This is a genomic window from Mesorhizobium sp. CA5 (assembly GCF_020165105.1).
GTDB lineage: Bacteria > Pseudomonadota > Alphaproteobacteria > Rhizobiales > Rhizobiaceae > Mesorhizobium.
Map to the genome: position 1 here is coordinate 39,093 of NZ_JAIUHJ010000005.1, position 12,874 is coordinate 51,966.

Below are 12,874 nucleotides of genomic sequence, written 5' to 3' on the forward strand. Positions count from 1 at the left end.
AACGCCCGGCGGTTTCGCTTTGGAGAGGGAACGATGCGGCCGACGATCGAGGCCATGGCTGAAGGCGACGTCGAAGCAATCGCGGGGCTTCGCCTCGCGGCTTTCTTCGAAGGCACGGACCGGACACTCGACGAGGACATGGCCGGGTTGCGCGGGTTGATCGCCGGCGACGGCTCCGAGGCAGCCTTCGTTGCGCGCGACCGTGGCCGGCCGATCGGGAGCTGCCTGCTCGTCCGCAGCGAAATCAGTTCGCCGCACGACTTCTCGCCATGGCTGGCCGGGCTGATCGTCGAGGATGGATATCGCGGCAGCGGCGTTGGCACGGCGCTGGTCAGAACCGTTGAGGCTCATGCTGTCTCGGCCGGTATCGGCAAGCTCTATCTCTACACCTGGCAGGCGCGCGGCTTCTACGAGGCGCTTGGATGGACGGCGGTCGAGACCTTCGAGCAGGACGGCGCGCCGATGCTTCTCATGTCGCATGAGCTATAGCGTGCCGGCGAGATAGCCGAGCGCAAAGGCGGCCAGCAGGGCAAGCACAATAACAAAGCCAAGCCTGCCGCGCGGATGGAGGCCGACGCGATAGGGCTTGCGCTCGAGCCGGTGGATCATCGGCGGCGGCGGTTCGGCCTCGGCGGCAATGCCGGCGAGCCGTGCCTGCATCTGCGGCAATTCGGCAAGGCCCTGCGTGACCAGCTCCCAGCGATTGTCGCGCCCTTCAGGTGCCGCGGGATCGAAGGCGCGCAAGCGCTCGGCCAGCCGCAGCACCGTGTCGCGAAAGGCGGGATCAATCTCGAGGTCGCGCTCGGCGCGGGCGCGTTCCCTGTCGTTCATCAGGCCAAAGACATAATCGCCGGCCCTGGCGACGTTGTCGCTTTCACTGGACATGGCCGTCTTTCCCCATGGCTTCTCACCAATGCGGCGGCTTGGTCACCGGCACGTCGGAGGCGGTCTGCTCCTCCAATTCCAGGAAACGGTCGGCGAGGGCTGCGAGCTTGCGCTCCATGCGCTCGATCACCTTCCACTGTTCGGCGATCTGGCCGGACAGTTCCTCGATGGTCTTTTCCTGCTCGGCGGCGCGGATTTCCAGCGTCGTCAACCGATCGTCAGGCATGGCCATGCAAAACCGACCCTTCGAATGTGAAGCCTCCACCCAAGCAGATATTCGTGGGATGCCCGAATATCTGCTTAGGCCCTGTTGGTTCTCGCAGGTTCTGATCGCAAAACCGTGGACAGTTTTGCGGAACTTGCTCAGGTTCGAAATTGACAAGGGCGCGGCGATTTGTCGAGAGTGAACGGCCGATTGGCATAAGCGGGGCATCATGCTAGGCCTTTTGACCAAGCGATAAAAAATAACAGTGGGAACAGGCTGCATGGCGCAAGCCGCAATCGAGCTCATAGGCATCAACAAGAGCTTTGGCGCAGTGCGCGCCAACCGCGATATCAACCTGGAAGTGGCGCGCGGCACCATCCACGGCATCGTCGGCGAAAACGGCGCCGGCAAATCGACGCTGATGTCGATCCTCTACGGCTTCTACCAGGCCGACAGCGGCGAGATCCACGTCGGCGGCAAGCCGGTGTCGATCAACACCTCCAACGACGCCATCGCACTCGGCATCGGCATGGTGCATCAGCATTTCATGCTGGTCGACAATTTCACGGTGCTGGAGAACGTCATCCTCGGCGCCGAAAACGATGTGCTGCTGAAGAGCAGCATCGCCAAAGCGCGCTCGGAACTCGACCGGCTGGAGCGCGAATACGGGCTCGAGGTCGATCCCGACGCCGTCATCGAAGAGCTGCCGGTCGGCCTGCAGCAGCGTGTCGAAATCCTCAAGGCGCTCTATCGCGGCGCCGAGATCCTGATCCTCGACGAGCCGACGGGAGTGTTGACGCCGGCCGAGGCCGACCACCTCTTCCGCATCCTCAAGCAATTGAAGGATCAAGGAAAAACCATCGTGCTCATCACGCACAAGCTGCGCGAGATCATGGCGATCACCGACACGGTTTCGGTGATGCGCCAGGGCACGATGGTGGCGACCCGGGTGACGAAGGAGACCACGGTCGGCGAACTGGCCGAGCTGATGGTCGGCCGGCGCGTGCTTCTGCGGGTCGAGAAGGGCCAGTCGGACGCTGGCGCCGTAAAACTCTCGGTCAAGAACCTGACGGTGAAGGATTCGCGCGGCGTCACCATGGTCGACAATGTCTCTTTTGACGTGCGCGGCGGCGAGATCGTTGGCATCGCCGGCGTTGCCGGCAACGGCCAGTCCGAACTGCTCGAAGCGATCTCCGGCATCAGGCATGCGGTTTCCGGCGAGGTTATGCTCGACGGCAAGCCGATCGATCTCACCGGCAAGGCCGATCCCGGCGAATTGCGCGACCGGGGGCTTGCCCACGTCCCGGAGGACCGCCACCATGTCGGGCTGGTGCTCGCCTTCGAGGAGAACGAGAATTCGATCCTCGGCTACCACGACGACGAGCGGTACCTCAAGGGGCCGTTCCTCGACGTCGATGCCATCATGGCCGACGCGAAGGACAAGATCGAGAAATACGACATCCGCCCCGGCAATCCGCGGCTGAAGACGGCGAACTTCTCCGGTGGCAACCAGCAGAAGATCGTGCTGGCCAGGGAGATGGAGCAGGATCCCGGCGTGCTGATCGTCGGCCAGCCGACGCGCGGCGTCGACGTCGGCGCCATCGAATTCATCCACAAGCGGCTGATCGCCATGCGCGACCAGGGCAAGGCCGTGCTGGTGGTATCGGTCGAGCTCGACGAGATCCGCTCGCTGTCCGACCGCATCCTGGTGATGTTCGCCGGCCGTGTCGTCGGCGAGCGCGGCCCTGACGCGACCGAAGGCGAGCTCGGCCTGCTGATGGCCGGCGTCGAGCACCAGGAGGCCGCCGAATGAGCACGCCTTACGCCAAGCTGCCTGCCTGGGCCGATTATGGGTTGATTCCGCTGATCAATCTGTCGGTTGCCTTCATCGTTGCCGGCTTCGTCGTCATGCTGGTCGGCGAAAACCCGTTTCGTGCCGCCGTCATCCTGGTCGAAGGCGCCTTCGGCAAGGGCACGGGCATCGCCTTCACGCTCTTCTACGCCACGACCTTCATCTTCACCGGGCTGTCGGTGGCGGTGGCGGCGCATTGCAGCCTGTTCAACATCGGCACCGAGGGCCAGGCCTATATAGGCGGCCTCGGCATCGCGCTCGTTTGCCTGAGTCTCGACAGCGTGCTGCCCTGGTGGGCGATCTTTCCGATCGCGATCGTAGCCGCGGCGGCGTTCGGTGCGCTGTGGGGGCTGATCCCCGCCTATCTGCAGGCCAAGCGCGGCTCGCACATCGTCATCACCACCATCATGTTCAACTTCATCGCCGCCTCGGTGATGGTCTATCTCTTGGTCGGTGCGCTGAAGCCGGCCGGCTCGCAGGCGCCGCAGACGCGCAATTTCCTCGCCGGCGCCGAGCTGCCGAAGCTCAACTGGATCATCGAATTGTTCGGCGCCAAGATCCGTTCCGCACCCCTCAACATCTGCTTCCTGCTGGCGCTGGTCATGGCCTTCCTGGTCTGGCTTTTGATCTGGCGCACCAGGCTCGGCTATGAGATGCGCACCTATGGCCACAGCCCGAAGGCGGCGCGCTACGCCGGCATATCGGAAACCCGCATCATCATCACCGCGATGATGATCTCGGGCGCGCTGGCCGGCATGATGGCGCTCAACCCGGTGATGGGCGACCAGCATAATGTCGCGATCGATTTCGTGTCCGGTGCCGGTTATGTCGGCATCGCGGTTGCGTTGATGGGCAGGCTGCATCCGGTCGGCATCGTCCTGGCGGCGATCCTGTTCGGCATGCTCTACCAGGGCGGCGCGGAGCTTGCCTTCGAGATGCCGGCGATCAGCCGCGACATGATCGTCATCATCCAGGGGCTGGTCATCCTGTTCGCCGGCGCGCTGGAACATATGTTCAGGCCTTACATCCAGGCGCTGTTCGCCTCGGTCAGTCCGAAATCGGTCGGCATGCAGGCAGTGAACGGTAAGGGGGCCTGAGATGGACATGTTCAACGCCATCATCCAGGTGCTGGATTCGACCATCCGCCTTTCGGTGCCGCTGCTGCTCGCCTGTCTGGCGGGTCTTTATTCGGAACGGGCCGGCATCTTCGACATCGGGCTGGAAGGCAAGATGCTGGTCGGCGCCTTTGCCGGCGCTTCGGCCGCCGCCGTCTTCCATTCGGCGCTGATCGGCCTCGGCACGGCGGTGCTGATCTCGGTCGCTTTCGCCCTGGTGCACGGCTTCGCCTCGATCACGCATCGCGGCAACCAGATCGTCTCCGGCGTGGCGATCAATTTCATCGCCGCCGGATCGACCATCATCCTCGGCCAGGCGTGGTTCCAGCAGGGCGGGCGCACGCCAGCCCTGCAGCCGGCCGAACGCTTCGAGGCGATCGTCTGGCCCGGCGCCGAGGCGATCAAGGACGTGCCGATCATCGGCCCGATCTATGCCGAGCTGATCTCCGGCCATTCGATCCTGGTCTATTTCGCCTTCGCCATGGTGCCGTTCACCTGGTGGGTGCTGTTTCGCACCCGCTTCGGTCTCAGGATGCGCGCGGTCGGCGAAAACCCGGCCGCGGTCGACACCGCCGGCATCTCGGTCGCCTGGCTGCGCTACCGTGCGCTGATCTGCACCGGCATCCTCACCGGCGTCGCCGGCGCGTATCTTTCCATGGTGCAGAATGGCGGCTTCGTGAAGGACATGACTGCGGGCAAGGGCTATATCGCGCTGGCTGCGCTCATCTTCGCCAAATGGAAGCCGGTCAACGCTATGTTCGCCTGCCTGTTGTTCGGTTTCCTCGATGCTGCGGCCATCCGCCTGCAGGGCTCGCCGCTGCCGATCATCGGCAAGGTGCCGGTGCAGTTCATGCAGGCGCTGCCCTATGTGCTGACCGTCATCCTGCTCGCCGGCTTCATCGGCAAAGCCATCCCGCCGCGCGCCGGCGGCGTGCCCTATGTGAAGGAACGCTGAGGTCGGAGAATGCCGGGGCGGGATTTTCGTGCGGCGGCGACCGGTATTTGAACAAGATCGTGGGAGAGAAGAACCGGATGTCGCATGATCTTTTCGAGGCGGCGAAGACGGCGATGGCAAAGGCCTATGCGCCCTATTCGAAGTTCCCTGTGGGGGCAGCGCTGCGTACCGAGGACGGGCGCGTCTTCACCGGGGCCAATATCGAGGTGGCATCCTATCCGGAAGGCTGGTGCGCCGAGACGACGGCGCTCGGCCATTACATCATGGGCGGCGGCGGCAGGATCGTGGAGATCGCGGTGATCGCCGAACGCATGGCCAAATGCTCGCCATGCGGCGGCTGCCGGCAGCGGCTGGCGGAATTCTGCCGGCCGGACACGAAGCTCTATCTCTGCGACAACGCCGGCGTGGCCGAGACGGTGACCATGGGCGACATGCTGCCCTACGGCTTCAGGGGCGACATCTTGAAATGAAGAGCGGGTTGAAATGAAGGAAGCGCTGGATCATCTGGTCGAGAAGCTGGACGGACTGGCGCCGACCGCGGCGCTCGTGCTGGGCTCGGGCCTGGGCGGGCTGGTCGACCAGGTCAAGGATGCCAGGCGCATCTCCTATGCCGAACTGCCGGGCTTCCCGCGCAGCGGTGTTTCCGGCCATGCAGGCGAGGTGGTTGCCGGGCATTTCGCCGGCACGCCGGTGCTGATGCTGTCCGGACGCGCGCATTATTACGAGCATGGCAATGCCGCGGCGATGCGGCCGGCGCTGGAGGTGCTTGCCGGCATCGGCATCTCGCATTTGATCCTCACCAATGCCGCCGGCTCCGTCGATCCTGAAATGGGGCCGGGCTCGGTGATGCTGATCACCGACCACATCAATTTCTCCGGCTCCAATCCGCTGATCGGCGAGCCGAGCGACCGCCGCTTCGTCGGCCTCACGGAGGCCTATGATGCCGGCCTGCGCAAAGCGATCGAGAAGGCGGCGAAGGCAACGGGAACCGCGCTGCATCAAGGCGTTTATATGTGGTTTTCCGGACCCTACTTCGAGACGCCGGCCGAGATCCGCATGGCGCGCGTCATGGGTGCCAACGCCGTCGGCATGTCGACCGTGCCGGAGGTCATCCTTGCCCGCTTCCTCGGGCTCAAGGTCGCCGCCTGCTCGGTCATCACCAACCTGGCGGCCGGCATGACCGGAGCGGAACTCTCGCACCAGGAAACCAAGGATATGGCGCCGGTCGGCGGCGCGCGGCTGGCGACGATCCTGCGGCGCGTCTTCCAGGACGGCTTGCCCGACTGATGCTGCCGCAGGAGATCATCCGCCGCAAGCGCGACGGCCACAGGCTCTCGGCCGACGAGATCGCGGACTTCATCGCGGGGCTGACGGCCGGCACCATCTCCGAGGGCCAGGTCGGCGCTTTCGCGATGGCCGTGTTCCTCAACGGCATGAGCCGCGAGGAAGCGGTGGCGCTGACGATCGCGATGCGCGATTCCGGCGATGTGCTCGACTGGTCCGACCTGCCGGGCCCGGTCACCGACAAGCATTCCACGGGTGGCGTCGGCGACAATGTCTCGCTGATGCTGGCGCCGATCGTCGCGGCCTGCGGCGCCTGTGTGCCGATGATCTCGGGCCGCGGGCTCGGCCACACCGGCGGCACGCTGGACAAGATGGATGCCATCCCCGGCTATGCCAGCCAGCCGGACGTGGCGCTTTTCCGCAAGACGGTGCTCGAGACCGGTTGCGCCATCATCGGCCAGACCGCCGATCTCGCGCCGGCCGACCGCAGGCTCTATGCGATCCGCGACGTGACCGGGACGGTCGAATCGGTGCCGCTGATCACCGCCTCGATCCTGTCGAAGAAGCTTGCCGCCGGCCTGGGCTCGCTGGTGCTCGACGTCAAGGTCGGCAACGGCGCCTTCATGGAGAAGTCGCGCGATGCCGTCGCCCTGGCGAACAGCCTTGTCGAGGTCGCCAATGGCGCCGGCTTGAGCGCCTCAGCGCTGGTGACCGGCATGAACGAGCCGCTGGCCTCGGCCGCCGGCAACGCGGTCGAGGTGAAGAATGCCGTCGATTTCCTCACCGGGCGATATCGCGACCGGCGGCTGGAGGAGGTGACGCTGGCGCTGGCGGCCGAGATGCTGCAGTCGACGGGGCTCGTCTCGTCCAACCAGGACGGCATCAGGCGCGCCACCGAAGCGCTTGCCGGAGGCCGTGCGGCGGCCGTCTTCGCGCGAATGGTGTCCGTGCTTGGCGGTCCCGCCGATTTCATCGAGAACGCGGAAAAATATTTGCCGACTGCGCCCGTCGAACTGGCCGTGAGGGCGGAACAGGATGGATTCGTGACCGGCATCGGCACGCGCGATATCGGGCTTGCCGTCGTCACGCTCGGTGGCGGGCGTAGCCATCCGGACGACAAGATCGATCATGCCGTCGGTCTGACCCGGCTGTTGCCGGTCGGCGCCGAGCTGCGCCCGGGCGAGGCACTGGCGCTGGTGCATGCCCGTACCAATGCGGAGGCCGAGGCAGCGGCGGCGGCCGTGCGAGCTGCTTATGCGATCGGCGGTTCCAAACCGCCCGCCGAAAAGACCGTGCTCAGGCGGATACTGCCGCGCTAGAGCAGTTCATCGTTTCGCGGAAACGGTGAACTGCTCTATCCTTTGTGGCTGACGCAATTCCGGACGGAAAACCGTTGCGCACTTTTCCTGGAATTGTTTACGTCGGATTTACTGAACGAGCAGCAGCGAGCCGTCCTGGACCTGGTATTTCTGCAACCGCTGCAGGAAGCTCATGCCGATCAGGTTGGTCTGCAGCGCCCTGTCGTCGAGCACCATCGCCTGGACGTTATCGACCGAGATCTTGCCGATCTGCAGGCGGTCGACAGTCACCACGGCGGCCTTTACCGCGCCGTTGGCGGTGTTCACCTGTCGATTGAAGTCGGACGGATTGAGCGAGACGCCGATCCGTCGCGCCGTCGAGGTGTTGATGGCGACCAGCGTCGCGCCGGTGTCGATCATGCCGTCGATCTGGCGGCCATTGAGCTTGAACTGCGACGCGAAGTGGCCGCGCGCATCGGCATTGACCAGCACCTGGCGGCCGAGCGGCATCGGCGCGGCTGGTTTGTTCGGGACCGAAGCGAGATTGACCAGGGGCTGAGCCTCCGGGGCTGCCGGCTGCGGGGCGACGGCCGATTTCAGGAGGCCGTCCACCAGATGCGGGTTAGCCTGATAGACGATCGGAATCGAAGCCGAAGTTCCGGCAAAGATGCCGAGGATGAGAAGCTTGCGCAGCATGGATGCCCCTAAAGCGTTTTCACCGTTTCACGAAAACGTTGAACCGCTCTATCCCTTTGGTTTGGAGCAATCCCGAAAGGAAAACCGCTTCACACTTTTGCTGGAATTGCTCCCGAAGGCCTGCATCCTTATGCCGATATGGTGTGTGCGACTTTAACGCGTGTGGGAAACCGCAAGCTTGCGTAAACGGCCAGTTAAGAACGGCGCTCACTTTGTGCCGTACATGCGGTCGCCGGCGTCGCCGAGGCCCGGCATGATGTAACCCTTGTCGTTCAACTGCCGGTCTATCGAGGCGGTGAAGATCGGCACGTCCGGATGCGCCTTGGTGAAGCGCTCGATGCCTTCGGGGGCGGCAAGCAGGCAGAGGAAGCGGATGTTGGTGGCGCCGCGCCCCTTCAGCTTGTCGATCGCGGCGATCGCGGAATTCGCGGTCGCCAGCATCGGATCGACGACGATCACCAGGCGGTCGGCAAGATCGCTCGGCGCCTTGAAGAAATACTCGACCGCTTCAAGCGTCTCGTGGTCGCGGTAGAGGCCGATATGGGCGACGCGCGCGGCCGGCACCAGGTCGAGCAGGCCCTCGAGCAGGCCGTTGCCGGCGCGCAGCACCGAGGCGAAGACCAGCTTTTTGCCTTCCAGCGTCGGTGCCTCCATCTCCTCGATCGGCGTCTCGATCATGGTTGTGGTCAGTTCGAGATTGCGGGTCACCTCATAGCCGAGCAGCAGTGAAATCTCGCGCAGCAGCCGCCGGAAGCCGGCCGTCGAGGTCTCCTTCTTGCGCATGATGGTCAGCTTGTGCTGGACGAGGGGATGGTCGACGACGGTGACGCCCTGCATGATGTGCTCCGACTGGTTCGGGGTAGTAGTCAGTAGTGAGTAGTGAATAGTGAGCCGATTTGCGAGTCCTCGCCTCGGGGAAAGCTCCGGCCTTCAACCGATCTATGCGCGCTCGGCCAAATGCATAACTACTGACTACCGACTACTCCCCTACTCACTCACCGCACCTTCGCGTCCAACCGGCTTAGCAGCACCGCCTTGGTCTTCTTGTCCACGAAGGCCGCTTCGATGGCTGTTTTGGTGATCCCCGCGAGCGCCTTGTCGTTCAAGGCGAAATGCTCGGCGGCGATATCGTATTCGCGCTTCAGCGAGGTCCAGAAGTAGGGCGGGTCGTCGGAGTTGAGCGTCACCTTGCAGCCGGCGGCGCGCAGTGCCGGAAAGGGGTGGTCGGCGAAGCTGTCGAAGACTTTCAGCGCGATGTTGGAGCCTGGGCAGCATTCCAGCACTAGGCCCTGGTCGGCAATGCGGCGGACAAGGTCGGGGTTCTCGATGGCGCGAACGCCATGGCCGATGCGGGAGGGGCGGATGTGGTCGAGAGCCGCGGCCACACTTTCCCAGCCCATCAGCTCGCCGGCATGGATGGTGATGCCGAGGCCCGCTTCGCGCGCGATCTCGAAGGCGCGCACATAATCTTCGAAATCGCCGATGCGCTCGTCGCCGGCGACGCCGAAACCGGTCACCAGCGGGTGGCCGCAACGTGCCGCGAAGCGCGCCGCCTGCTCGATCGCCTCGACCCCGACATGGCGCACGCCGGTGACGATCATGCGGCCCTCGATACCGGTCTTGGCCTTGGCGCGGGTCATGCCTTCGCCCAGCGCATCCGTGTAGGCTTTTGGCGACAGGCCGGCCTTCTTGGCGTGGTCCGGCGAGGTGAAAATCTCGGAATAGATGGCGCCGTCCCGGGCGAGGCTGGTCAGATAGTAGTCGGCGAGGCGGGCATAGTCCTCCTCCGTGCGAAACAGGTCGGAAGCGAAATCGTAAGCCGCGAGAAACGAGGTGAAGTCCTGCCAGACGAAGGAGCCGTCCCGGATGTAGGGCGAAGGGTCCTTGCCGTATTTGCGGGCTTGGGCGACGACGAGCTCGGGCGCCGCCGCCCCTTCAATGTGGCAGTGCAGTTCGGCCTTCAAAGTCATGCGGTCATCCCGTCCGATATGCTGCTCTCGCGCAGATTCTGGCCGGAAAATCATGCGTGGCCTTTCCCTGCCGGGTTTTGAAGGCGCGGCCGAAAACCGCGCCTTGGACAATAGCGTCGGCACCATCGATCGGCTATGGTCCCGCCGGTTTTATGGCGGATCAAAATAATGTCGGTTGAGAGAACCACGGCCGCGGGCGGCATGGAAACCTCCTATGGTTTCAGGAAGGTCGGGGAAGGCGAGAAGCAGCCCCTGGTCAACGACGTCTTCCATAAGGTGGCCAATCGATACGACCTGATGAACGATCTGATGTCGGCCGGGTTGCATCGGTTGTGGAAGGACGCGATGGTCGCCTGGCTGAATCCTCCCAAAAAGGCAGGCTGGAAGGTGCTCGATGTTGCCGGCGGCACCGGCGATATCGCCTTTCGCATCATCGAGGCCAGCCAGCGCCAGGCCCATGCCACGGTGCTCGACATCAACGGCTCGATGCTGGCCGTCGGCCGCGACCGCGCCGAGAAGCTGGGGCTTGCCGCAAACACCGACTTCGTCGAGGCCAATGCCGAGGAATTGCCGTTCGAGGACGACAGCTTCGATGCCTATACGATTGCGTTCGGTATACGCAACGTGCCGCGCATCGAGGTCGCTCTTGACGAAGCCTATCGGGTGCTGAAGCGGGGCGGACGGTTTCTGTGCCTGGAGTTCTCCGAGGTTGACATGCCGCTGCTCGACAAGGCCTATGAGGCTTGGTCTTTCAACGCCATCCCCAAAATCGGCAAGGCGGTGACCGGCGATGGCGAGCCCTATTCCTATCTCGTCGAATCGATCCGCAAGTTCCCCGACCAGCAGAATTTCGCAGCAATGATCACCCGCGCCGGCTTCGACCGCGTCACCTTCCGCAACTATTCGGGCGGCATCGCCGCCCTTCATTCCGGCTGGAAGCTTTGAGGCGCGGCACCTTGCAGCAGGCCCCTTTGAAGCAGGCAGCGCTATGAGCAGCGTCGCTGCCGCCTTCAGGCTCGCCAGGGCCGGCTGGGTGCTGGTCCGCGAGGGCGTCGTCGCGGCGCTGCCGGGCGAAGAGCTTTCCGGAATGCCGAAATTCGGCTGGCGCGTGGCGCGGCTTTTCACCCGCCGCCGGGCGCTGAGCTATCAGCGGGGCGACAGGCTGGCGCGGGCAGTGGTGCGGCTGGGACCTTCCTACGTCAAGCTCGGCCAGTTCCTGGCGACGCGGCCCGATGTCGTCGGCAACGACATGGCGCTGGACCTCGCGCTTTTGCAGGACAAGATGCATACCTTCCCGAGAGTGGAGGCGGTCCATGCGATCGAAGCCTCGCTCGGGCGCAGGATCGACGATCTCTATTCGAGCTTCGGCGAACCGGTGGCGGCGGCCTCTATCGCGCAGGTGCACGGCGCCGAAATCGTGCGCGAGGGTAGCGCTTCGCAGGTGGCGGTGAAAGTTATCCGGCCCGGCGTGCGGCACCGCTTCTTCCAGGATCTCGAAAGCTATTTCCTTGCCGCCCGCCTGCAGGAGAAATACATCCCCGCGTCGCGTCGCCTGCGCCCGGTCGAAGTGACCGAGACGCTGGCACAGACCACCAGAATCGAGATGGATCTGAGGCTCGAGGCAGCCGCGCTTTCCGAACTCGGCGAGAACACCAAGGACGATCCGGGCTTCCGCGTGCCGGCGGTCGACTGGGAGCGGACCGGCCGCGATGTCCTCACCATGGAGTGGATCGACGGCATCAAGATGAACGATCTGGCCGGTCTTGCCGACGCCGGCCACGACCTCAAGGCGATCGCCGCCAATCTGGTCCAGTCGTTCCTCAGGCACACGTTGCGCGACGGCTTCTTCCATGCCGACATGCATCCTGGAAATCTGTTCGTCGAGGCGAGCGGCACCATCGTCGCGGTCGATCTCGGCATTGCAGGCCGGCTCGGCAAGAAGGAGCGGCGCTTCCTCGCCGAGATCCTCTACGGCTTCATCGTGCGCGACTATCAGCGCGTCGCCGAGGTGCATTTCGAGGCGGGCTACGTGCCGCGCCAACACAATGTCTCGGCCTTCGCGCAGGCGATCCGCGCCATCGGCGAGCCGATCCACGGCCAGTCGGCGGAGACCATCTCGATGGCGAAGCTGCTGACGCTGCTGTTCGAAGTCACCGAGCTGTTCGATATGGCGACGCGGACCGAGCTGGTGCTTTTGCAGAAGACCATGGTGGTTGTCGAAGGCGTCGCCCGCACGCTCGATCCGGCCTTCAACATGTGGAAGACGTCCGAGCCTGTGGTCAGCGACTGGATCGCGGGCAATCTCGGCCCGCGCGGCATGCTCACCGACGCGCGCGACGCGGGCAGAGCCCTTGTGTCGCTGGCAAGGCAGGCGCCGGATCTTGTGGCCCGCACCGAGCGGCTGTCACGCGAGATCGATTTGATGGCGGAAAACGGCCTGCGCTTCGACGAAGCGACCGCGCGCGCGATAGGGAGAGCGGAAGCGCGCCACACCCGCTCCGGCCGCGTGGCGCTGTGGGTGATCGCGCTGACGCTGATTTACGTCGCGTGGAAATTGCTCTGACCGTCTGCGGCTTGCCGCCGATTGATTGCATTGCTATCGTTGCAAGCGCTA

Annotated in this window: 14 protein-coding genes; 9 read left to right on the forward strand and 5 right to left on the reverse strand. The window is 64.3% G+C overall.

Going from position 1 to position 12,874, the window contains the following annotated elements; all coding sequences use genetic code 11:
- Nucleotides 1-33: 33 nt before the first annotated feature.
- A complete protein-coding gene (locus LB529_RS08340) occupies nt 34-489 on the forward strand; it encodes a GNAT family N-acetyltransferase (RefSeq protein ID WP_140846324.1) in 456 nt (151 codons plus the stop codon).
- Here LB529_RS08340 and LB529_RS08345 read toward each other — a convergent pair.
- Entirely contained in the window at nt 484-885 is a 402-nt protein-coding gene (locus tag LB529_RS08345; protein ID WP_224524004.1) for a hypothetical protein, read from the reverse strand. The two genes, LB529_RS08340 and LB529_RS08345, sit on opposite strands and share 6 nt — an antisense overlap.
- 22 nt (nt 886-907) lie before the next feature.
- Entirely contained in the window at nt 908-1,117 is a 210-nt protein-coding gene (locus LB529_RS08350) for a SlyX family protein (protein ID WP_140901446.1), read from the reverse strand.
- Nucleotides 1,118-1,370: 253 nt separating this feature from the next.
- Here LB529_RS08350 and LB529_RS08355 point away from each other — a divergent pair, with 253 nt between their 5' ends.
- The 6 genes from LB529_RS08355 to deoA all read left to right on the forward strand — a co-directional run bounded on the left by LB529_RS08355 (nt 1,371) and on the right by deoA (nt 7,615).
- Nucleotides 1,371-2,903 carry an ABC transporter ATP-binding protein gene (locus LB529_RS08355; RefSeq protein WP_224524006.1) on the forward strand — a complete coding sequence of 511 codons (1,533 nt, stop codon included), beginning with the start codon at nt 1,371-1,373 and terminating at the stop codon, nt 2,901-2,903.
- The gene (locus LB529_RS08360) at nt 2,900-4,039 is read left to right on the forward strand and encodes an ABC transporter permease (RefSeq protein WP_224524019.1); all 1,140 of its coding nucleotides are present in this window, start codon (nt 2,900-2,902) and stop codon (nt 4,037-4,039) included. The genes LB529_RS08355 and LB529_RS08360 overlap by 4 nt, the downstream gene beginning before the upstream one ends.
- A 1-nt stretch (nt 4,040) precedes the next feature.
- Nucleotides 4,041-5,012 (forward strand): ABC transporter permease, encoded by a 972-nt coding sequence (locus LB529_RS08365; RefSeq protein WP_140846328.1) that lies wholly within the window; start codon nt 4,041-4,043, stop codon nt 5,010-5,012.
- Nucleotides 5,013-5,089: 77 nt separating this feature from the next.
- The gene (gene cdd, locus LB529_RS08370; protein WP_095766692.1) at nt 5,090-5,482 is read left to right on the forward strand and encodes a cytidine deaminase; all 393 of its coding nucleotides are present in this window, start codon (nt 5,090-5,092) and stop codon (nt 5,480-5,482) included.
- 13 nt (nt 5,483-5,495) lie between these two features.
- Nucleotides 5,496-6,299, forward strand: a complete 804-nt coding sequence (locus LB529_RS08375; RefSeq protein ID WP_224710802.1) for a purine-nucleoside phosphorylase — start codon at nt 5,496-5,498, stop codon at nt 6,297-6,299.
- Nucleotides 6,299-7,615: a thymidine phosphorylase gene (gene deoA, locus LB529_RS08380; RefSeq protein WP_224710803.1), complete on the forward strand. Its 1,317-nt coding sequence runs from the start codon at nt 6,299-6,301 to the stop codon at nt 7,613-7,615. The genes LB529_RS08375 and deoA overlap by 1 nt, the downstream gene beginning before the upstream one ends.
- A 108-nt stretch (nt 7,616-7,723) precedes the next feature.
- On the opposite strand, the gene LB529_RS08385 is transcribed toward deoA, so the two are convergent.
- The 3 genes from LB529_RS08385 to LB529_RS08395 form a co-directional block, all read right to left on the reverse strand.
- Nucleotides 7,724-8,290, reverse strand: coding sequence for a TIGR02281 family clan AA aspartic protease (locus tag LB529_RS08385; protein ID WP_224710804.1), 567 nt, complete (start codon nt 8,288-8,290; stop codon nt 7,724-7,726).
- 207 nt (nt 8,291-8,497) lie between these two features.
- Entirely contained in the window at nt 8,498-9,127 is a 630-nt protein-coding gene (upp, locus tag LB529_RS08390; protein WP_027165262.1) for a uracil phosphoribosyltransferase, read from the reverse strand.
- 158 nt (nt 9,128-9,285) lie between these two features.
- A complete protein-coding gene (locus LB529_RS08395) occupies nt 9,286-10,260 on the reverse strand; it encodes an adenosine deaminase (protein ID WP_224710805.1) in 975 nt (324 codons plus the stop codon).
- Between the two features lie 168 nt (nt 10,261-10,428).
- Between LB529_RS08395 and ubiE the strand changes: the two genes are divergently transcribed.
- Both ubiE and ubiB read left to right on the forward strand, forming a co-directional pair.
- A complete protein-coding gene (ubiE, locus tag LB529_RS08400) occupies nt 10,429-11,205 on the forward strand; it encodes a bifunctional demethylmenaquinone methyltransferase/2-methoxy-6-polyprenyl-1,4-benzoquinol methylase UbiE (RefSeq protein WP_224710806.1) in 777 nt (258 codons plus the stop codon).
- Nucleotides 11,206-11,248: 43 nt separating this feature from the next.
- A complete protein-coding gene (ubiB, locus tag LB529_RS08405) occupies nt 11,249-12,823 on the forward strand; it encodes a 2-polyprenylphenol 6-hydroxylase (protein WP_224710807.1) in 1,575 nt (524 codons plus the stop codon).
- Nucleotides 12,824-12,874 lie beyond the last annotated feature (51 nt).